The following is a 20,055-nucleotide window of genomic DNA, read 5'->3' as shown; positions in this document are numbered from 1 at the left end:
TTGAATTTTTATTTTTCTTGATTCTCGTTTTTAAAAGGGCTTTTTTCGCGCCACCAGGTGGCCAAAGAAGAACCTGAAATGTTCATCCATGGGCCAAAAATGGCCGGTGCCAATCCGATGGTGGCCACCTTGCCCATTTCCAGGGCAATTCCCGAAGCCAATCCCGCGTTCTGCATTCCTACTTCCAAGGCGATGGTCCTACAATCCTGTTCTTTCATCTTCAAAATCCTACAGCCCCAATAGCCCATGAAATAGCCCGCCATATTGTGCAAGATGGCAGCAACAACCAGGAATAATCCAATAGATAATAGGCTATCCCTACCAGCAGCTGTAATGATTACAATAATAAAGGCGATCCCTGCCATGGAAACAATGGGCATGGCCTTATCCAACCACTTGGCTTTTCCATGAAAAAAGTGGTTGAACAATAGTCCTACCGCCACAGGCAGAATTACAATTCTTACAATACTCAACATCATGCTCCAGAAATCAATGGGAACAAATTCACCTGCAAATACCTCCATCAATAATGGGGTCATTAGGGGAGCCAATAAGGTAGAAACCGCCGTTAGCGTAACCGAAAGGGCCAAATTGGCCTTGGCCAAGTACGCCATTACATTGGATGCCAGTCCGCTTGGTGATGATCCCACTAAAACTATTCCAGCCGCAATCTCCGGAGGAAAAGCAAACAGGGTGGCTATGCCAAATCCCAAAACCGGCATTATGGTGAACTGACATACCAATCCCACCAATACGCCCTTGGGCATTTTTACCACACCCATAAAATCCTTAAAACTCATGGCCGTCCCCATTCCGAACATAATGATCTGCAACAGCGGCACAATCAACGTCTTGAACTCGAATCCACCGGCTTCCTGAAAATAGGATGGATAGTACATGGCCAAAGTGACCGCTGCAAAAATTAAAATGGTATAGGAGAACCCTTTTAAAAAAGAATGCCCTCTTAGGGCCAAGGCCAATAAGAGGAAAAAGAGGACCAAGGCAGGTCCTGAAAGTTGGGTATTCCCCGTTACCAAAAATGCAATTCCGGCGGCAAGACAGACGAGTCCAATCGCAAGCAGGATCTTATGTTGTTTTTTCATAAATATGTAGTTAGTTAGCTTTCCATTCTTCTTTGGATATTCCATTCATGTCCCAGACCACTTTCCCTTCCCTCAGGGTAAGTTCGCATTCAATACGCTCGGAACCGGTAATCTTTTTTCCTCGGACATCCACAAACCCAAATTCCCCCTTTCTTACACTGATCAGGGTAACATCGGCCACAGCGCCTTCACTAAGATGTCCCAAATCGGGTCTTTTAATAATGGTGGCCGGGTGATGGGTAACGGCATGCACCACTTCCTTTAAGGACATCCCCATCGCCAAAAATTTGGACATGATGTTGCTCAAATCCTTCATTCCCGCGTTCATACTGCCTGTATGCAAGTCCGTACTGATCGAATTGGGTTTGAACCCTTGCTCCAGGGCTGGAATAGCTTGATCAAAAAGAAAGCTTCCCCCACCATGGCCCACATCGAAAATTATTCCTTTTTTTCGAGCTTCAAAAACGTAATCGCGCACCTTTCCGTTGTCATCAACAATGGCGGTTCGGCCCCTTACGTTGGCATACGCATGGGTAAAGATATCCCCAGCCCTCAGTTTGTCCAGAAAAAGGGTGTTCAATGGGAGTTCAGGGTCACTTCCTCCAAAATCTATCATCACCGGGATATCTGCCAAGGTACCAGCTTCAACGGTACGCTCTGTAGGAAGCCAGTTATATCCACTATAGTGCGCCAATTTTACCCCTACGACATCGTTGGGGTATTGCTTAGCCACCATGGCGGTCAATTTTGGATCCATATCCGCAAGGTTTTGCTCCACCGCGCCTCCTTTCATTCCCGAACCTATTATATTCAAAAATGCCAATACACGGGTTTTGGATCGGTCTATTACCTGTTCCTTGAATACTTTAAAATTTCGCCAGCCTGCTCCTCCTGCATCAGCGACAGTGGTTACCCCGCTCCGGAACGTAAACCCATCCGGCGGTAAGGCCGAAAAGCTATTGCTTAGATAGCCCATGGGCACAGTACCATAAAAATTATGGCTATGGATATCCAAAAATCCAGGGGATACAATCAGTCCTTTGGCATCCACAACATTTTTTGCGCTTTTCCTGGGAATGTTTGCAGCCACCTTGGCAATCTTTCCATCGCTTATGGCCACATCCATGGTTTGATCAATGTTGTTTTTTGCATCGATGACATGACCGTTCTTAATCAGAATGTCATAATCCTGAGCGTGCGTCTGTAATGTGGTAACAGCAAACGCGCAACATAGCAATAGGCTGAGGATTGGATTTGCTTTCATAATATGTTCTATTTAATGGGTATGGTTATTCTCGTCTTCTTCTTGTGTATCCAATTTGGCTCGTACCGCTTGAACCTCTTCTTCGGAAATAGCACTCGCATCATTGCCAAAGTTCGATCGGATGTAGGTAAGGACCTCCGCAATATCTTCATCACTTAAAAAACTGTGCTGGGGCATTACACCGTTATAAACAGTCCCATTGATCTCAATGCTCCCGTCCATTCCTTCCAAGGTAATTCCGATAAGGCGCTCCTTATCCCCAGTCACCCAATCGGTGTCCACCAACGGCGGGAATCTCCCTGTGGCACCTTGACCATCTCTTTGATGGCAGGCACTGCAATAGGTATAATAGGTTTGTGCTCCTCCTGAAATGATTTCATCCTTGGTCAGGTCATCTTCAATTTCGTCCGGGGTACGAATGTGGGACAACTCCTTTCTTGCTTCCATTGCAGCCAAGTCAGTCTCGCCAAAAGTTGCCTTATCGCCTTCAAATACAATTTTCCAAATCTTTCCTTTTACGGAATCTGATAAATACATAGATCCATCCGGGCCAAATGCAATTCCCATAGGTCTGAATTTTGCATCCCTAACACTAACTATGGGGTCTACTTTGGCAAAACCATCAGCAAAAACCTCCCATTCCCCAGAAGGTTCTCCATTCTTAAAAGGTACAAAACCTACAAAATATCCCGATTGCGGATAGGGCGCCCTGTTTGTGGATCCATGGAAAGCGATAAAAGCCCCGTTCCTATAGCGTTCTGGAAATTGATCGCCTTGATAGAAAACCAAATCGTTGGGAGCCCAATGGCCTGGAAAGCCAATTAAGGGGTCGTCGCACTCTTCGCACCTACCCACTATATTACCATCCCCACCATATTCTGGGGCCAGAACTTTTTTCTCTTGCAGTTGATCATAGTAGCAATAGGGCCATCCAAAATCAGAACCTTCCTCAACCCTTATAAATTCCTCGGACGGAAGTAAGGCACTTTGCCAGCCATTGAATTTATTTGGAAACAATCGCAACAAATCATCCCGTCCATGGACAACCACATAAAGGTTCTTGTCATCCGGGTTCCAGTCCATAGCCACCACGCTGCGAATCCCAGTCGCAAATTTTTGTCCATCCTCCTGGGTCTGGTTCAGTTTATTGGCATCAAATTTCCAAATGCCCCCGTGTTTCTCTAAATCTGGACATGGATCTTGTCCAGGAGCACCTGGGGTTCTTTTTGGATTCTGGCAGGCATTGGATGGAGCGCCAAAGGGCACATACATATTCCCTTGATCGTCAAAAGCCAAAGGCTTGCCAATATGCTCATGCTTACCATGTTCATGGTCGTCTGTAAGAACCACTTCCACATCTCCTTCAGGAATCAGGCTTCCAGGAGTTAATTTATAGCGATAAACCACCAGCTCCGAGCTAAAATAGAGGTAGCCGTTATACACATGCATAGCGGTTGCATAGCTCCATTTTTGCTTTTTTCGGTAACCTCCAAACTTGAGGACTTCTTCTGCTTTGCCGTCATTATTTGGATCGTGTAGAACGGCAATGGCCGAATTTTCATTTGAATTGCGCAATTTGGCATACACTTGACCTTCTGGTGCCACTGCCAAATGCCTAACCCGTTCAGCTATGCTATCCACCATTACGGTGGCCTTAAATCCTTCAGGTAAAAACAACCCTCCGTTGGGTTCCCCTGTATCTTTTTCACATCCTGATGCAATTATACCGAATGCCACACCAAACAGTATAACCTTTAACTGTAGACGAATGCCTTTCCCCATGTTTTTGCTGTAATAATGGTTGATTATTGAGCGAGGTTCTTTAAGAACCTTTTTAAGGTATAACTATATTCCGTACGTAACCAAAAAAGTAGACGAAGGACGTTGTTGCACCTCTTTACGCCGATATTCCACTGATAATATGCATTTTACCCATATTTGGCCAAACCAACCCTTTAGAATGTGATGCTCCCACGGCATAAATTGATTCGTTTTTAAGCTTGTCACTACTGCTATTATCCGTATCTTTTGATGCTTGGATTTGGCAGCTAATTTTGACTATGGACAGAAGAAATTTCTTGGGCAAAAGCATATTGGGAACCCTTGCTGGGACTTTTGGTTTTGAGATTGTTTTTGCCAACAAACTTCCCTCCAATTACCTTCCTCTTTTCTTGCAGGATCAAGATCCGTTCAAGCTTTTTGCCAAGGACAAGGAGATGGTGGTACTCAACAACAAACCTTGGAACATGGAAGCCCAAGCCCATCTTTTGAATGATCAGGTCACTCCAAACCAATTCATGTTCATCCGAAACAACGGTATCATTCCAACAAACATAGATGCCTCACAATGGACCCTGGCCATTGATGGGGAATCCGTACAATCCCAAAAGCAATTTTCGTTACAAGATTTAAAAACCAAGTTTAGGCACCATACCTACCAATTAACCCTTGAGTGCGGTGGCAACGGGCGTAGCGAGTTTGATCCTCCTGCCAAAGGAAACCAATGGACAATCGGAGCGGTTTCTTCTGCCCAATGGACGGGTGTTCGCTTACGGGATGTTTTGGAATCCGTGGGACTCAAGTCCGATGCGGTTTATATTGGTTATCATGCAGCTGATACCCATTTGAGTGGTGACCCAAATAAAGAGCCTATTTCCCGAGGTGTACCTATTTCCAAGGCATTACAGGATGAGACCTTGCTTGCTTTCCAAATGAACGGGGAGGACATTCCTTTGGCCCATGGCTACCCTTTGCGATTGGTTTGTGGAGGATGGCCTGCTTCAGCTTCGGGAAAATGGATCAACCGCATCAGTGTTCGAAACAAAGTACATGACGGAGCCAAAATGGGAGGTAGTTCGTACAGAGTTCCTTGTGAAACTGTATCCCCAGGGACCAAGGTTGAGGATGAGGATATGTGTATTATTGAATCCATGCCTGTTAAATCCTTGATTACCTACCCCAAAAGTGGGGCCCTTATCAAAGCCAACAGAAAGCTGAATATCAATGGCCATGCTTGGGCAGGTGAGCTTCAAGTGGCCCAAGTGGAATACTCCATTGATTTTGGAAGTACCTGGATACAATGCAAGTTGGAGCAGCCTGTCAATAGGTTGGCTTGGCAGCATTTTTCTGCCACTATCAGCTTACCCAAAAAAGGGTATTATGAAGTTTGGGCCAAAGCCACAGACCAAAATGGAAAAAGTCAGCCCATGGTATTACCAGGTTGGAATCCCAAGGGTTATTTAAACAATGCTTGTCACCGAATTGCCATTAAAGTAGTATAGCATGAAAGGGGATTTTAACCATCAAGTGAAGCAGTTATCACGACTTCTCTTTTCATTTTTACTCTTATTTATAGTGTTGTTTGGCGGCTTGTTCTATTGGGTCAATCGACCACCAAAACCAGCATTAGAGACTGATGAAATTATCCCCGTTGTTGCTGTGGATGATAGCATAGAAAATGGTATTCATCTGGCAACAGGATTTGTCGACGATGAGGGCATGCAGGCGACCATTCAAAATTGCACCAATTGTCATTCGGCCAAATTGGTGACACAGAACCGTATGAGCCGGGAAGGTTGGGAAGCCACCATTCGCTGGATGCAAGAAACCCAAAACTTATGGGATTTAGGGAATAATGAAGATCTCATCCTTACCTATTTGGCCAAAAACTATGCTCCTGTCTCCAAGGGCAGACGGCAAAACATTGACCAAACTGTGTGGTACGAACTTGAGTAGATTTAGTCATGGAATATGTTGAAGCTTTTACGAACAGCTTTTTGGGCACAGCACAATGGACATGGAAGTCCGTCCTATTTCAGGTGCCTTGGAACACCAACTATTTTTGGGGATTGATTATCATTTCCTTGCTCGTATGGGGCCTGGAAATCCTATTTCCATGGCGAAAAGGACAATCGATTTTCCGTAAGGACTTCTGGCTGGATGGCTTTTATATGTTTTTCAACTTCTTCATCTTCGCTATAGTGATAAGCGGGGCTTACAAGGTTTTGGAAATCCTCTTTGGCAAGCTCGGAATTACTGCCAAAAGTCTTGCAGTGGTCGATTTAACGGCATGGCCTGTTTGGCTTCAGTTATTCATCTTTTTTATAGTGTTGGATTTTGTTCAGTGGTTTACCCATGTTATGCTTCATCGGTTTCCAGTTCTGTGGAGGTTTCATCAGGTGCACCATAGCGTAAAGGAAATGGGATTTGCCGCACACTTGCGGTACCATTGGATGGAAAATATTCTCTACAAACCTTTAAAAACCTTTGGGGTAATGCTCTTGGGAGGCTTTGAACCGGAGCAGGCATTTATTGTGCATTTTGTGGCCATTGCCATTGGTCATCTGAATCATGCCAATGTCAAAATTACCTATGGGCCTTTAAAGTACATTTTCAATAATCCCGTAATGCACTTGTACCATCATTCCTATGTTCTGCCCAAAGGGAGTTATGGAATTAATTTTGGGATAAGCCTAAGCCTATGGGACTATCTTTTTAAAACGAATTACATTCCGGAAGATAGCGGTACCATTGCACTGGGATATCCTGGTGATGAACATATGCCCAAAGGTTTTTTGGGGCAACTTTTTTACGGTTTCGGAAAAACCAAATCAAAGGATGCTTAGTTTCCGAATCGTCCTATCGCACAACTTACATACGATTTGGCTTTGAGCAAAACCCCATTGTCATCTTCCAAAACAGGATAGCCAAGAGTTCTTAATTTTTCTCTTAACATTACAGCTGTAGGCTCAGAACCATAGTTTACCTCAACCATTCCAGATTCCGGGTTCACTTGTACCTCCTCAACATCTTCCATAGCTTCCAGTTTGGATACAATGGTATTGGCACAACCTCCACACTTAAGGTTTTGCACTTGAAATTCAGTCTTCATTTAATAAATATTAGATCTGGGAGAAATTTCTATTTATTCCGATGTTGTCCAATCATCATAACCTCCTGAATAGTCATAAACGGTTTGGAAGCCCATGCCAACCAAGCGCTTAGCAGCTTGGTTGCTCCGCCCCCCTTTTTTACAGTAGAGGTAAATGGGAGCTTCTTTGTCCATTTGCGACATTCGCTCTTCAAAATCTGAGGCTTTAATGTGGATGTTAATGGCATCTCCAATGTGGCCCCCTGCATATTCTTCGGGAGTTCTAACATCCACCAACTGGACACCTTGGCCCAAAGCCTCAGCCTGCATGGTAGCTTTGTCAATTTTTTTGATTGCGGATTCCTTCTGTGGCTGACAAGAAAAGCACAATAGACAACAAACAATTGACGCTAGGTACCGCAAGCTATTTTCATTTGATACTATTTCAGGGTAGTTGGACATACATAGTCGGTCACGGGAATTCCCGCTTCTTTAATGGCTTTAAATCCACCGGCTACGTCCACTAAGTTATGAATTCCCCGACTCTTGAGAATGGATGCCGCAATCATACTACGGTAACCTCCTGCACAATGCACATAAAAGGTCTCTTCCGAAGGAAATTCGGCCAAATGATCATTCAAATAATCAAGAGGTGCTAAGGCCGCGTCTTCAACATGCTCAGCCAAAAACTCCGGTTCCTTTCGAACGTCAAAAACGGGAACTTTTTGCTCCAATCGTGCTTTAAAGGTGGTTGCGTCAATACTTTCAACGGAATCCAATTCCTTACCAGCATTTTGCCAAGCTTCCACTCCACCTTTTAAGTAACCCAAAGTACCATCAAAGCCAACCCTGGACAATCTTGTGATGGTTTCTTCTTCCTTACCTTCCGGGGCAATTAAGAGAATGGGTTGCTTTACATCCGCAATGAGCGCTCCTACCCAAGGAGCAAAACTGCCTCCAAGTCCAATAAAAATTGAACGTGGTACATGTCCTTTGGCAAAGTCGTCTTGATGACGTACATCCAACAACACTGCTCCAGTATCATTGGCTGCTGTTTCAAAAGCATCTGGGCTTAGCCCTTGGGTTCCGCGTTCCAAAACCACGTCTATATCCTCATACCCTTCTTTGTTCATTTTTACATTCAGTGGAAAATACTGTGGTGGGGGCAATAGTCCATCTGTCACCTCCGCAATAAACTCTTCCCTTGTCATGTTGGCTCTTAGGGCATAGTTCATTTTTTTCTGGTTCCCTAAGGTATCCACCGTCTCTTTCATCATATTTTTTCCACAGGCAGACCCAGCTCCATGCGCAGGATATACAATGACATCATCCGGCAAGGGCATAATTTTACTTCGTAAACTATCATAGAGGGTTCCCGCCAGCTCTTCCTTGGTCATATCCGCAGCCTTCTGTGCCAAATCCGGCCTGCCCACATCACCTAAAAACAGGGTGTCGCCGCTGAATATGGCATGTTCTTTTCCAGTTTCATCCTTGAGCAAAAAGGTGGTGCTCTCCATGGTATGTCCCGGGGTGTGAAGTACTTTTATGGTGAGCTTTCCCAACTTGAATTCCTGACCATCCTTTGCAATAATGGCCTCAAAGGACGGGTTGGCCATTGGACCGTAAACAATGGGTGCGCCGGTTTCCCTTGACAAAGTGACATGACCGCTCACAAAATCAGCATGGAAATGCGTCTCTAGAATATACTTGATCTTTGCCTTGTCTTCCTTGGCTCTTTTGATGTAGGGTTCCACTTCTCTCAGGGGATCTATGATGGCTACTTCACCTTCACTTTCAACATAATAAGCCCCTTGGGCCAAGCATCCTGTATATATCTGTTCTATTTTCATGATTTTGAAATTTTGTTCAAAAATAACTTCATTATATCACCCCTACAGTGACCAAAGTTACAAAGCTTAGGTTTTAGATTGCAGGGATATTTTTTCCTGGATTTTACTTCGTTTCTTTTGATTGGAGCAGTATTCCACAGCCTCCAAGATTCTTACAAAAAGGTTTTCTTTCCCGATGATATCGATTAACCCGCTGCTCTTAAAAATATCCCTTGTGGGGCCAATAGCTCCTGATATAAAAAACTGGATTCCTTTTTTCCGAAGGTCCTTGACGATCCGCTCCAACATGGCCGCTCCACTACTATCGATATAATTTATGGCCTCCGCATTGAGAATTACAAATTTTAGCTGACTTCCCTTCAAGTCCACCTGTTTGTAAAGCTGCCTTTTGAAGTAGTCCCTATTCCCAAAATACAATTGGGCATCAAATCTTAAAATCAACTTATCTGGGTCTACCTCCACCTCTTCAGAAAAGCGATCAATATTTTTGAAGTAGTCCGTGTCCTTAATTCTGCCCAAAATGGCAATATGGGGATGCGAAGTCCTGTAGACCAACAAAAACAAGGAAAGTAAAACTCCCAATAAAATGCCCTCAATGAGACCTATGAAAAGCGTCATTGCGAATGTTATGAGCAATAAGAAAAATTCATCCTTTCTATGTCTCCACAGGGCCAAGGGGTACTTTAAATCCACAAGCCCAAACACAGATACCATAATGATGGCGCCCAAGACCGCCGTAGGTAAATTATAAAACAAGGGAGTCAGGAAGAGTAATGTTCCAGCAATAAAGAGGGCACTGAACACCAAGGACATTCCAGTCTTGGCACCTGTATTTTCGTTGACCGCTGTTCTTGAAAAGCTTCCAGAGACCGGCAAGGATTGAAAAAAAGAGCCCAATACATTGGACAATCCCAAGGCCCTTAATTCTTGATTGGCATCCAGTTCATACTCTGGATGACGTTCTTCCAAAGTCTTTGCTATGGAAATGGCCTCCATAAATCCATAGAGTGCCACAGTGATGGCCAAGGGCAATATTTCTCCAAGTTCAATCAGCTTAACATTGGGAAATTGAAACCCCGGTAGACCTTCCGGAATGGTCCCTACCAAGGGAACTCCCCTATTTTCCAAGCCAAAAAAGGTCACGGCCAAAATCCCTAGAATAACAATGAGCAAAGCTATGGGCAACCTTTTTCCCACTTTTCCCAAAAGCAGGATTATGGCGATGGCCACCAAACCAACAATAAGAGCAAAGGCGTTGATATACGACAGGCTGTTGAAAATGTTCTGAAGCAACTCATGAATTTTGCTCGATTGTGCGAATTGGGTGCCCAGAATATGTTTCAATTGCCCTAGACCAATTAAAATAGCTGCTGCGGAAGTAAACCCACTGATGACCGGTTTGGACAGAAAGTTAACGAAGAACCCCATTCTAAAGATTCCAAGCAAAATCTGCACCCCTCCTACAACCATGGTCAAAAAAAGTACCGCTGCTATATAATCTTCCAAGGAAGCCAAATGTAGAGCCCCGATACCCGCGGCCACCAATAGGGAATCCATTGCAACCGGCCCAACTGCCAGTTGTCTGGAAGTGCCTGTAAGCGCATAAACAAGCTGTGGTACCAAAGCAGCATATAACCCGTAAATGGGAGGTAAGCCTGCGATCATGGCATAGGCCATGCCCTGGGGAACCAACATAATCCCCAAACTTGTGCCTGCAAACAAGTCACTCACCAAAGCCGAACGATCGTACTTTTTTATCCAGGACAAAATGGGAAAATACCGTGCTAACATTTAGTGGCTTTGGGCAAATGTAAGGCAGTTCATTCTGATTTTCGGTAACCTAAGACACAAACCTAAAGGTCTATAAGTTCTATATAGTTTCTATGTAAAATCAGTTTTTGCATCTTTTCCAGTTTCTTTAGCAGCCTGGAAACCACTACTCTGGAAGTATGCAGATCATATGCAATTTCTTGATGGGTGCTCCTAATACATTTATCATTGGTGACCTCGGATTTCTTTACGAGATAGTCCACCAATCTCTGGTCCAAATTCTTGAATGCTATGCTGTCCACGGTCTGCATTAACTCGTTCAATCGGCCGTGGTAACTGTCAAAAACATAATTTCTCCATCCTCTGTACTTTGCCAACCATTCTTCCATTTTTTGCACGGGAACCATAATCATTTTGGCTTCGGTTTCCGTAATGGCCCTAATCTCACTTTTGGTCTGTCCCAAACAGCAAGCCATGGTTATGGAGCAGGTCTCACCTTGCTCCAAATAATACAAAAGCAGTTCATCCCCTTCATCATCCTCCCGTAGTATCTTGATCGCTCCAGACAATAGTAAGGGCATGCTCCTTACATAATTGCCAATATCCATCAACATTTCGCCTGCTGGATATTCCACAAGCTTGCCCACACTCAAAATCTCCTCCAATAGCGGTTGCTCAAAATAACTTCCAAAGACGGTATAGAGTTCTGTTTCCATAGTACTAAAATCGCATATCCAAAGCAATTAAAGGTACCTTTCTTTGATAATGTTTATATGCCGGAGTTCGTGACCGGCTATGTGATAGGCCAGGGCCCTGACAGTTCTCTTGTTGATAATACTTCCGTCGTAATCTATTCCAGCACCTCCTCTTAGGAAGCTATCTTCTGGCAGATTCCGAAAAAGTGAAATCGTAGCCTTTCTAACGGTTTCATATTCCTCAAATATATCATCTAGACTTCTGGAATTGGCATGGGAACAGCTCGCATACGCATCTTGGTCAAAGCCATGTAGCGGTGTGGAATCGTTACGGGCGTATCTCAATGCCCTATAAGAAAAAATACGCTCGTCATCAATCAAATGTACCAAGATTTCCTTGATGGTCCATTTACCCTCGGCATATCGATAGTTCAATTGGTCTTCCGTCAAATCCAGTACCAGTTTTTTAAGGTCTAGAAAATTGGTCCATAAATGTTCCAATACTTTTCCATCATCTTTCATCAAATCCATATAGATGCTGGAATAGGCGGGGTATTCCTTGGGCAATGGTTTATCTATACTTCGAGTTGTCATACTATCCTATTTGAAATTCTTGGCCCATTCCTTTGCCCAACTACCCAAAGGTTCAATGAGTTCATACAGTTCTCTTCCCTGTTGGGTTAGCGCATACCCGTCCACTGTTCTAACAATAAGATGGGAATCCCTTAATTCTTTTAACCGTTTATTTAATGTGGTTGGGGAAATGGTCTCACAATATTCTTGCAACCTTCTAAAGGTACTGGGGCCTTTATACAGGTGCCACACAATACCCATGGCCCAACTGCGACCCAATAAATCCAGCAGTGCCATAACCGGTGCTCCTGATTTTGAGCCCCTCACGGGTTTTCCTGGAATTGGTAATGCCATAACTTTTTTAATTGCTACATTATTTATAGCAAAGCTACATATTATGTAGCGTCTTGCCAAACTTTTTGATATGATTCAAAATTTGATTGCGCTAATTGCTTTCGAAAGTCCAGATTGGGCCAAGGGTAACACCCCCATTACTGTCCTTGACTACAACTTTCCAATAGTAGATAGTCGTTGGATCAAGACTGACCGTGAAAGAAGAAGTGGAAAGGTCCGTTTCAAATAGTGGTGGGTCTTCTGCTGTTCCAAAATAAAGATCAAAAACCAGGGTGTCTCCAACATCGGGGTCATTTGCCTCCCACTCCAAATTTATCTCTGAGGTATCCAAACTGCTTCCCAATGACGGATTTAACAGCTCTGGAACCGTGGGAAGCGCATTTTGCACCAGTTCGGTCTCCGTATAGAAGCGCCATGAAGCCGAAAACCCACTTTGATTTTGGGCATCGTCCTCCGCCAAAACCCTCCAGTAAAAGGTTCGTCCCTTTTCCAAAGTAAAGGTTCTACTGGTATCCTCCAGAAAATCTGTATGGATAATGTTGGAAAATCCATCATCACTGGACACTTCAATTCGGTAGGTTATTCCATCCCCTTCTGCATCCGATGAGGCATCCCACCTAAATTCCAAAACATTCTCAATACATAAAAGGTCATTGGTCGGATATAGCAAAGCAGGTACTGATGGTTCGCTATTGACCCCATCACTCCCCCCACAGGAAATTACCAGAAAACCAATAGTTATGAAAAGGAAGTGCCTGCTCTTCATATTTTGATCATTTTTAGGGTTTTTTCCTTTGCATGGTGTAACTGGATATAATAGATTCCTGAAGGCAGTCCTGAAGTGGACAATTCCAGCTGTTGATTGTTTATAGCATAAATTTTGGATGATACTTTTTGCCCTTGAGCGTTAAAAATATCAACCTCCACTTTTGTGACTTGTCCTTCAATCCAAATTCTTGCTATGTCATTTGTAGGGTTTGGGAATAGAATCAATGGGAGGTTGGAGTTGTTGATTTTTTCAAATAGCTTTCCTTCACAGGGCATGCTGGTTTCTATTTCCAATGCATCACCGTCCCCGACTGGCACTTCAAATTCACTTGATGCAAATTCTCCAACAAGCTGGTCATTCACCCTTGCGGTATAAGGTGCTGTTCCTTCAAGGATATGGATCTGGGCCTTGCTGAAACTGCCTGTGCTTTCCACATTGATAAGGCCTTCTATTGGGACTGCCGCTTCCACCTCAAACTGAAAACACTGTTCAAAGTTTGGATCACTTTCGATGGTAATGCACAAATCGTGGATACCATTAGCCACGTTTTCCACCAAAATCCCATTGGTAAAATTGTATGTATTCCCATCCATACTGGCCTGATACTGGAAATTACTCTTGGCAACGATTTGAATAGATCCATTGGCCTGTCCCGCACAGGACTCCCCACTCACAACGACTTCAAAATTGTCATTTTCCACAATAGCGACACCTTCAAAATACTTTTTCGCCAGAGCAAAGGCATCTTTCCCAATTTTATCTCCAATAATTCTTCCCCGAATATCATCAATAGGCGGGTGGATTCCTCCCCAGATTCTAGACAAACTGGTCTGGTCAGAAGCGTCCCTATAGGTAGCCCATTGCAAGGTTAAGTTCTCACTAGGGCCATTTTCGAACACCAAGAAATTTCCTTGCTCTGCATCAAAAACACCCATCCCCCCTGGGAAAAAGGCATCTCCAGTAAACAAGGTCAATACCTCTGCTGCTGCTCTGGAGAAAGTGGAATGTCCTGAGACATATCCCGCAAACGGAGGCGTAACAAAAGTAGCCCTTTGATAGGGCCACCATTGGGTTCCCAAGATCCAATCCACTCCAGCAACATCCGTTGTGGGGTCGGTTATAAAATCAGGTCCCTTCCATGCAAATATTTTTATTCTTCCCACATTTTCATCGTTATCGCCCGCCAAGGGATCTCCCACTTCAACCAGCTCAATAAGTCCTGGAATCAATGGAATGCCGAACGGGTCATAACTGGGTAGGGCTGCATTGGAACTTTGACCGTTACCCGCCATGTGCCGGATGGCTGAAATGGGCCGGATATAATCATAGTATCCCTTTACTCCCCAAGTATTAACAGCTGAGTCGTGCATGGCTCCACCCAGCGCCAGATACGCCTTCACATCCCATTCCAAATCGTCCAAAATGACTCCTTGGCCCTCAAACTGCTTAATGGTTTCCGGATGATCGTTTACATAATTCAAAATAGTAAACCAATGCCCAGGCGGTGTTTCCGAGTCTGGACCATCCGCCCAAAACTCAGCAAGAACCCTGGCGTAGTCAGCCCGTTTTACCAGTTGTGGCGTATAAGGTGCATTATTTACAGGATTTAGGGCATGACCTGTTCCCGGATCACCACCATTTACAAAATCGTAAAAGGCCTGGTATTCCTCAAAGGTCTCAGGGTAGTCCGATAAATCCACATTCCCCAGGGCTCCCGGAGATATATCAATCAAAGTTGGGTCCGCTGGATCCAAGTGTGACGACCAAGAGGCCACCAGGGCAAAATGCCATTTATAAGGATCGTCTATCCCATCTTCATTGGAAGCTTGCATATAAACTGGATGTCCAGGGTCGTTGTACACATAACTATCAAAACCGTTATTGAGCATTTCAAGGTCACTCTTTACCAGGGAAAAAGGGGTAACCTGTCCCCATTCAGGACTTAAAAAATCCGGTATCTCATCCGGAAAAACATTCCCAGCCTGACCTATAAAAACATCAAATGCCAGTGGTTGCCAGCGGTTAGCGTCGGTTAATGGGTACGTTTCCTCGTAAGTCTCCAAAATAAGCGGAGCATTGGTTGGATCATAAAATTGATTCCCATATCCATTCTGCTCATTGGCCCCGTCCTGCAATCCAAAAGCTATCATCTGGCTTGCCAAATAATTCCCAAGGGCGGCAAAGGATCCGTTGCTGTAATCCACAGCATCAAAGGAAGCATCATAACCATACCCTGCCAACAGGTTGTCAAAGATTTCCAAGGATTCTGTTGCCCCAGGTGAATTGGCAAATCTATGGGTCAACAATCGATACACCCCATAACTAATCATCTCATGTCTTGCTGCTTGGATCTCAGTGGCATCCGTGGGAATGTTGATACCCTCGAAATCGCAAATATATCCACCCAAGGTTTTGCCCAAAAAAACAGTTTCTGCTGTAGCATCAAACAAAGCCCAAGCGTCATACATGATCATGGAACTGTGGAAAAGGTTGCGGGCATGCACGGTGGGTCGTGCAATATCCCCGCGAATAGCGGATAATACCGCCTCATTCCATTCCCTAGCAACGGAATGTTGCGCGTTCACATACGTTGATTGTGCGATTACAGCTAAAAAAAGTAATGCAACAATTTTTTTCATGAGGTGAATTTGGCTGGTCAAGGAAAACTTCCCCTTTTGCTAAATATAACAAAAAACCCGCGCCAAGGCACGGGTTTCGAATAAACTAACTCAAACTAATAAACGCTATGCAGAACTTACTTAAACTTAAAATTTCAATGGTTTTCCTTTGACCCCATCATCATTGGTGGGTACACTTAATATCTCTAATATGGAAGGTGTAATCTGATTGGTATACCACTGTTCTTCCCTCTCAACTTCTCCCAAAGGCGTTATCCCTTTTCCAAAAACCACCAACCATACCTGATCCGCTCCTTTAATGTTGGACCCATGGCTTCTCCAAGTGTCCAAAGGCTGAGTGCCTCTTCCATGATCTGTGGTAATAAGGAAGATGGTTTGATCTCTATAAAAATCATCCTGTTGGGTGAATTCCCAAATTTCCTTGATCAATCCATCCGTGTTATGGGCCGATTTCAAATAGGCTTGATAATCTCCCTCATGCGCAAAATCATCCGTCTCCCCATAAGCAATATATACCAGTTTGGGATGCTCCTTCTTCATATGCTCCAAGGCAAAATGGTGTGTAAAAGCATCTAATCTGACGGAACCCCATGGACTTGGAATCTGTTCCTGTAACTTATTTAGAAATTGTTCCCGATCATTGGGGTTTACTGTAGCTGATTCAAAACCAGCGTTCACCGGTACTCCGGAGCGCTCTTCGTTAATAATGAATGGAAACACATCCCAACTCCCAAAAGCCGCTACCTTTCCCTTGCCTACCTCGGTCTGATGGTAGCGTTCCAAAACCGTGGTGTTGGGATTATTAAATTTGTCATTGCTGGTAATTCGGGCATCATCTGCGGCCCCACTCAAAATTTCGTTATAGCCAGGATAGGAGAACCACATCTTATTGGTCAGGTTCATCTTGCTCCCCAATAAACGGTTACCATGCAACTGCCCCATGGAAGTGACCTTTGTCCAGAAAAATGGCATTAAGGCTTCCCTGCGTTCTTTCGCATGTGCTCTCCAAAAGGTTTTTTTCAACTGGGTGGTATCGTGTACATATTCCTTGTTGGCAATTAAAAGGGAATCAGCTCCAGTGAAAAGTTCTTGCCAGCGCAATCCATCCAAGGTGATCAAAATCACTTTGGTCTCATCATTTTCTTGGGCTACCGTGCCAAAACTCCCTATTAGGATAGTGACAATAAATAAGAGTTGTTTTTTCATTTTTTATTTGGTTTTGAAGGTTGTTATGTCCGACCAATCGCTCCAATTTAAATGCTGATCTCGATAACGGACTCTCCAAAAATAGTTGGTTCTCCGTTTTAACCGATTGGTTACTTCGTCTGTAAGGTCGTCATCTTTTTGTCTGTTCTCTTCATAATACCAATTCTCATGCTGCTTCCAACTATCAAATATTGGCTTCTTAAAATCTTTGGTTTCCGAAACCTGCCAATGAGAAGCCGCATGAAAAGCCTTTGGAAATTGGCTTTGAAAGGGTTTGGCCTTTAAGACAACACGGTGGGTGTTCACGGTTTCATTGGAAGGTGATATGGCAACGGGTATCGTTGGCTTTTGGTCTGTTTTCCATATGGTAATGCTATCCCTCAATTCATTGGCCCTAAATTTTCCCTCATTACCCCTGCTTATTCTTTTGACGGTAAACTTTGGGTTATCTGCATTGTTATTTACTTCAACCCAAACAAAACCATACTCATCTTGGGTTACGGTGAACTCATCGTAATCCCTACCTTCAAATTCTCCCCAATTATCAATTGCTCCGCCAGCAGAAGCTACATTGATCCACAAATGTTTGTGATCTTTGGATTGCCCTCTGGAATATCCATGGGTATGCCCAAAAAAGTGCAGACTGGGTTTTCCCGTTTTGGAAGAAAAAGTCTCCAACATTTTCACCACCTTTCCTGTTGACTCCCGTTCACCAGGAATCCATAACTCCGATTTGTGGGGATGGTGCAATTGGGCAAAAACAAAATCAATATCATCATTTTGTGCAGTATCATCGAGTACTTTTTGCAGCCATTCCCGCTGTTCCTTAAGATCTTCATACCCTTGATTGGAGTTTAACCCAATGATTCTGGTATTGCCGTAATCCTTGTACCACCAGTGTTCCGCATAGGCTGGAGTACCATTTTTTGGTAAGCTGAAATATTTAAAATAGAAGCCCGAATTACGTTCATGGTTTCCCAAGACGGGATAAACAGGAACCTCCCTGAACAAATTTTCCGCTGGATTAAAGAAATGATCCTTCCATTGATGATACTTACTGCCGTTTTCCACCAGGTCTCCAGGTACCAAGACCATGGCCAAATTGTCCGGCACGTTTTCCCCAAAAGTCTTTTGGATATAACTTAAAACCCCATCATTGACCATTTCCCTAAACTTGTTGGGATAATTGTGATCGTATTGCATATCGCTCATGGCCACAATGTTGAAGGATTCATTATCGCTTGGAAACGGAGGTGTTTTAAACTGGAAAATATCCGACCGGAGATTTCCTGTTTTAACTCGGTAATAGTACACGGTAAATCTGTCCAATCCTGTCAACTTTACCGTGTGAACCCTTGCTTGGGAGAAATTAATGTCTTCTGAAGTACCTCTCGCTTTTTTTCCCAACTTTGGGGTTTTGCCCCATTCCACAATACTTTCCTCCCCCTGATTTGTTTCCCACATTATGGTAATCGAATTGGGTTCCGCATCTTGCAGGTAGGGTTGAATCAGGAATTCTGGAGAATTCGTTTGGGCCATGCCAATCCCGTAAGTTAAAAAGGCTAGTAAGATGTATAGATTTGTTTTCATTAAGCGATGGTATTGAATTTTAAAAATGCTCCGTTTAATATGGCCAAGGCATGTTCCAGTTCTTCTTTGGTAATGGTCAAAGGTGGGGATAATTGCAGCACATTTCCTTTGGAAACTTTAAAACTTAGTCCTTTTTTTAGGCATTCATACATAATTTCTTCTGCTTCGGTGATTGCTTTTTCCTTGGTTTTTCTATTGGTTACCAGTTCAATCCCCCATAATAGTCCCATCCCCCTAACGTCCCCGATCAAAGAATATTTGCGTTGCAGCTTGGCCAATGCCACTCGCATATACGCTTCAAATTGCTTTACCTTTTCCAAAAGCTCTTCCTCTTGGATAACCTCCAGCACCGTGAGTGCGGCCATGGAGCCCATGGGGCTTTTTTCATGGGTATAGTGCCCCAGGGATATTTCGTTGAATACATCATACTCAAATTTGGTGACTATGGCCGCTTGGGGCATAATACCCCCTCCCAAACCTTTACCAAGACAAAGGATATCCGGTTCTATTCCAAAATTTTCAAAGGCGAACATTTTTCCTGTTCTCCCCAAAGCTATGGGTATCTCATCCAGAATGAGCAGCACACCATATTTGGAACATAGGCAACGGGCTTCCTCCCAAAATTTCTTGGATGGTATTTGCACATCGGTATTTCGGATGGTCTCGGCCAAAAAAGCACCAATTTGATTGTCCTTGGACAGTACAAACTCCAAATACTCCAAGGCCTTGTTCTCATCCCCCTCAAAAATTCCTCTATAGGTAATGGGTGGTGGAATACGTTCAACTCCTGCCATAACAGGTCCCATATGTTCCCTGAAGATGGATTCTCCACTAACTCCAACCACGTCCAAGGATGCTCCATGAAAGGAATCCCAAAAAGAGATCACCTTGTGTTTTTTTGTTACTGCTCGGGCCAATTTCAATGCGATACCCACTGCCGAGCTTCCATTGGGGGTCAGCAATACCTTATTTAAACTATTGGGGGTAAGGGAAATGAGTTTTTCGGCAAACTGAACAGCTACTTCGTTGGTGTACCTTCGTGTAGAAAAAGTGAGTTGTTGCAACTGCTCCGTTAAACGATTCAACAGTTTGGGATGTGAAAACCCAATTTGGTGCACGTTGTTACCATGAAAATCCAGATAGCGTTTTCCCGAAATGTTCTCTATATACGATCCCTTACAGCTTTTGATGGCGTCCAGACAAGGGGTGGACATGGCTTGATGCATAAAACATTGGGCATCCCTATATAAGAGGTCCTTGGCCTGCTCACCCACTTCATTTTCCATCCATTGTTGACGGGCCTTGGTCAAATTGATGTCTCCTTCAACCAATTGCTCTGGATGGGATATTGCGTTGTGATCTCCTTGCATGG

The 20,055-nt window shown here is 43.9% G+C and carries 18 protein-coding genes; 3 read left to right on the top strand and 15 right to left on the bottom strand.

Features of this window, described 5'->3' with window-relative positions:
* Window positions 1-8: 8 nt before the first annotated feature.
* From ACO6S0_RS19025 to ACO6S0_RS19015, 3 genes are read right to left on the bottom strand one after another with little or no spacing between them, the layout of a single operon-like run.
* Window positions 9-1,103: a bile acid:sodium symporter family protein gene (locus ACO6S0_RS19025; RefSeq protein ID WP_422349860.1), complete on the bottom strand. Its 1,095-nt coding sequence runs from the start codon at window positions 1,101-1,103 to the stop codon at window positions 9-11.
* 10 nt (window positions 1,104-1,113) lie between these two features.
* Window positions 1,114-2,367 carry an amidohydrolase/deacetylase family metallohydrolase gene (locus tag ACO6S0_RS19020; protein ID WP_422349859.1) on the bottom strand — a complete coding sequence of 418 codons (1,254 nt, stop codon included), beginning with the start codon at window positions 2,365-2,367 and terminating at the stop codon, window positions 1,114-1,116.
* 12 nt (window positions 2,368-2,379) lie between these two features.
* On the bottom strand, window positions 2,380-4,149 hold the full coding sequence (locus ACO6S0_RS19015; RefSeq protein ID WP_422349858.1) for a PQQ-dependent sugar dehydrogenase: 1,770 nt from the start codon (window positions 4,147-4,149) through the stop codon (window positions 2,380-2,382).
* A 278-nt stretch (window positions 4,150-4,427) separates the two neighbouring features.
* Between ACO6S0_RS19015 and ACO6S0_RS19010 the strand changes: the two genes are divergently transcribed.
* From ACO6S0_RS19010 to ACO6S0_RS19000, 3 genes are read left to right on the top strand one after another with little or no spacing between them, the layout of a single operon-like run.
* Entirely contained in the window at window positions 4,428-5,648 is a 1,221-nt protein-coding gene (locus ACO6S0_RS19010; protein ID WP_422349857.1) for a sulfite oxidase, read from the top strand.
* A 1-nt stretch (window position 5,649) separates the two neighbouring features.
* On the top strand, window positions 5,650-6,102 hold the full coding sequence (locus ACO6S0_RS19005) for a monoheme cytochrome C (protein WP_422349856.1): 453 nt from the start codon (window positions 5,650-5,652) through the stop codon (window positions 6,100-6,102).
* Window positions 6,103-6,110: 8 nt separating this feature from the next.
* Window positions 6,111-6,992, top strand: coding sequence for a sterol desaturase family protein (locus ACO6S0_RS19000; RefSeq protein ID WP_422349855.1), 882 nt, complete (start codon window positions 6,111-6,113; stop codon window positions 6,990-6,992).
* Here the strand turns inward: ACO6S0_RS19000 and ACO6S0_RS18995 are convergent.
* The 12 genes from ACO6S0_RS18995 to pbfA form a co-directional block, all read right to left on the bottom strand.
* On the bottom strand, window positions 6,989-7,258 hold the full coding sequence (locus ACO6S0_RS18995) for a heavy-metal-associated domain-containing protein (protein WP_422349854.1): 270 nt from the start codon (window positions 7,256-7,258) through the stop codon (window positions 6,989-6,991). The two genes, ACO6S0_RS19000 and ACO6S0_RS18995, sit on opposite strands and share 4 nt — an antisense overlap.
* A gap of 33 nt (window positions 7,259-7,291) precedes the next feature.
* Complete coding sequence (locus tag ACO6S0_RS18990; protein WP_422349853.1) at window positions 7,292-7,567, bottom strand: rhodanese-like domain-containing protein; 276 nt, start codon at window positions 7,565-7,567, stop codon at window positions 7,292-7,294.
* A 110-nt stretch (window positions 7,568-7,677) separates the two neighbouring features.
* Window positions 7,678-9,087: an MBL fold metallo-hydrolase gene (locus tag ACO6S0_RS18985; RefSeq protein WP_422349852.1), complete on the bottom strand. Its 1,410-nt coding sequence runs from the start codon at window positions 9,085-9,087 to the stop codon at window positions 7,678-7,680.
* Between the two features lie 66 nt (window positions 9,088-9,153).
* Window positions 9,154-10,878: a SulP family inorganic anion transporter gene (locus ACO6S0_RS18980; RefSeq protein WP_422349851.1), complete on the bottom strand. Its 1,725-nt coding sequence runs from the start codon at window positions 10,876-10,878 to the stop codon at window positions 9,154-9,156.
* Window positions 10,879-10,940: 62 nt separating this feature from the next.
* Complete coding sequence (locus ACO6S0_RS18975; protein WP_422349850.1) at window positions 10,941-11,573, bottom strand: Crp/Fnr family transcriptional regulator; 633 nt, start codon at window positions 11,571-11,573, stop codon at window positions 10,941-10,943.
* Window positions 11,574-11,600: 27 nt separating this feature from the next.
* Complete coding sequence (locus tag ACO6S0_RS18970; protein WP_422349849.1) at window positions 11,601-12,146, bottom strand: DinB family protein; 546 nt, start codon at window positions 12,144-12,146, stop codon at window positions 11,601-11,603.
* Between the two features lie 6 nt (window positions 12,147-12,152).
* Window positions 12,153-12,479, bottom strand: coding sequence for a winged helix-turn-helix transcriptional regulator (locus ACO6S0_RS18965; RefSeq protein WP_422349848.1), 327 nt, complete (start codon window positions 12,477-12,479; stop codon window positions 12,153-12,155).
* Window positions 12,480-12,570: 91 nt separating this feature from the next.
* Window positions 12,571-13,245, bottom strand: a complete 675-nt coding sequence (locus ACO6S0_RS18960; RefSeq protein ID WP_422349847.1) for a hypothetical protein — start codon at window positions 13,243-13,245, stop codon at window positions 12,571-12,573.
* Window positions 13,242-15,887, bottom strand: a complete 2,646-nt coding sequence (locus ACO6S0_RS18955) for a T9SS type A sorting domain-containing protein (RefSeq protein WP_422349846.1) — start codon at window positions 15,885-15,887, stop codon at window positions 13,242-13,244. Before ACO6S0_RS18955 ends, ACO6S0_RS18960 begins: the two co-directional genes overlap by 4 nt.
* 126 nt (window positions 15,888-16,013) lie before the next feature.
* The gene (locus ACO6S0_RS18950) at window positions 16,014-17,093 is read right to left on the bottom strand and encodes a phosphoglyceromutase (protein WP_422349845.1); all 1,080 of its coding nucleotides are present in this window, start codon (window positions 17,091-17,093) and stop codon (window positions 16,014-16,016) included.
* Window positions 17,094-17,096: 3 nt separating this feature from the next.
* Complete coding sequence (locus ACO6S0_RS18945) at window positions 17,097-18,683, bottom strand: fibronectin type III domain-containing protein (RefSeq protein ID WP_422349844.1); 1,587 nt, start codon at window positions 18,681-18,683, stop codon at window positions 17,097-17,099.
* Window positions 18,683-20,053, bottom strand: coding sequence for a (R)-1-hydroxy-2-aminoethylphosphonate ammonia-lyase (gene pbfA / locus ACO6S0_RS18940; RefSeq protein ID WP_422349843.1), 1,371 nt, complete (start codon window positions 20,051-20,053; stop codon window positions 18,683-18,685). Before pbfA ends, ACO6S0_RS18945 begins: the two co-directional genes overlap by 1 nt.
* Window positions 20,054-20,055: the final 2 nt, after the last annotated feature.

Origin of the sequence: Flagellimonas sp. (assembly GCF_965233845.1) — a bacterium.
Taxonomy (GTDB): Bacteria; Bacteroidota; Bacteroidia; order Flavobacteriales; family Flavobacteriaceae; genus Flagellimonas.
This window is presented reverse-complemented; position numbering and strand designations above follow the sequence as displayed.

Excerpts from the sequence above, each read along its gene's own strand:
- ACO6S0_RS18995 (WP_422349854.1), bottom strand. The coding sequence starts at position 7,258 with ATGAAGACTGAATTTCAAGTGCAAAACCTTAAGTGTGGAGGTTGTGCC.
- ACO6S0_RS19015 (WP_422349858.1), bottom strand. The coding sequence starts at position 4,149 with ATGGGGAAAGGCATTCGTCTACAGTTAAAGGTTATACTGTTTGGTGTG.
- ACO6S0_RS18945 (WP_422349844.1), bottom strand. The coding sequence starts at position 18,683 with ATGAAAACAAATCTATACATCTTACTAGCCTTTTTAACTTACGGGATT.
- ACO6S0_RS18955 (WP_422349846.1), bottom strand. The coding sequence starts at position 15,887 with ATGAAAAAAATTGTTGCATTACTTTTTTTAGCTGTAATCGCACAATCA.
- ACO6S0_RS18950 (WP_422349845.1), bottom strand. The coding sequence starts at position 17,093 with ATGAAAAAACAACTCTTATTTATTGTCACTATCCTAATAGGGAGTTTT.
- ACO6S0_RS18970 (WP_422349849.1), bottom strand. The coding sequence starts at position 12,146 with ATGACAACTCGAAGTATAGATAAACCATTGCCCAAGGAATACCCCGCC.
- ACO6S0_RS18985 (WP_422349852.1), bottom strand. The coding sequence starts at position 9,087 with ATGAAAATAGAACAGATATATACAGGATGCTTGGCCCAAGGGGCTTAT.
- ACO6S0_RS18980 (WP_422349851.1), bottom strand. The coding sequence starts at position 10,878 with ATGTTAGCACGGTATTTTCCCATTTTGTCCTGGATAAAAAAGTACGAT.
- ACO6S0_RS19010 (WP_422349857.1), top strand. The coding sequence starts at position 4,428 with ATGGACAGAAGAAATTTCTTGGGCAAAAGCATATTGGGAACCCTTGCT.
- ACO6S0_RS18960 (WP_422349847.1), bottom strand. The coding sequence starts at position 13,245 with ATGAAGAGCAGGCACTTCCTTTTCATAACTATTGGTTTTCTGGTAATT.
- pbfA (WP_422349843.1), bottom strand. The coding sequence starts at position 20,053 with ATGCAAGGAGATCACAACGCAATATCCCATCCAGAGCAATTGGTTGAA.
- ACO6S0_RS19005 (WP_422349856.1), top strand. The coding sequence starts at position 5,650 with ATGAAAGGGGATTTTAACCATCAAGTGAAGCAGTTATCACGACTTCTC.
- ACO6S0_RS19025 (WP_422349860.1), bottom strand. The coding sequence starts at position 1,103 with ATGAAAAAACAACATAAGATCCTGCTTGCGATTGGACTCGTCTGTCTT.
- ACO6S0_RS18990 (WP_422349853.1), bottom strand. The coding sequence starts at position 7,567 with ATGCAGGCTGAGGCTTTGGGCCAAGGTGTCCAGTTGGTGGATGTTAGA.
- ACO6S0_RS18975 (WP_422349850.1), bottom strand. The coding sequence starts at position 11,573 with ATGGAAACAGAACTCTATACCGTCTTTGGAAGTTATTTTGAGCAACCG.
- ACO6S0_RS19000 (WP_422349855.1), top strand. The coding sequence starts at position 6,111 with ATGGAATATGTTGAAGCTTTTACGAACAGCTTTTTGGGCACAGCACAA.
- ACO6S0_RS19020 (WP_422349859.1), bottom strand. The coding sequence starts at position 2,367 with ATGAAAGCAAATCCAATCCTCAGCCTATTGCTATGTTGCGCGTTTGCT.
- ACO6S0_RS18965 (WP_422349848.1), bottom strand. The coding sequence starts at position 12,479 with ATGGCATTACCAATTCCAGGAAAACCCGTGAGGGGCTCAAAATCAGGA.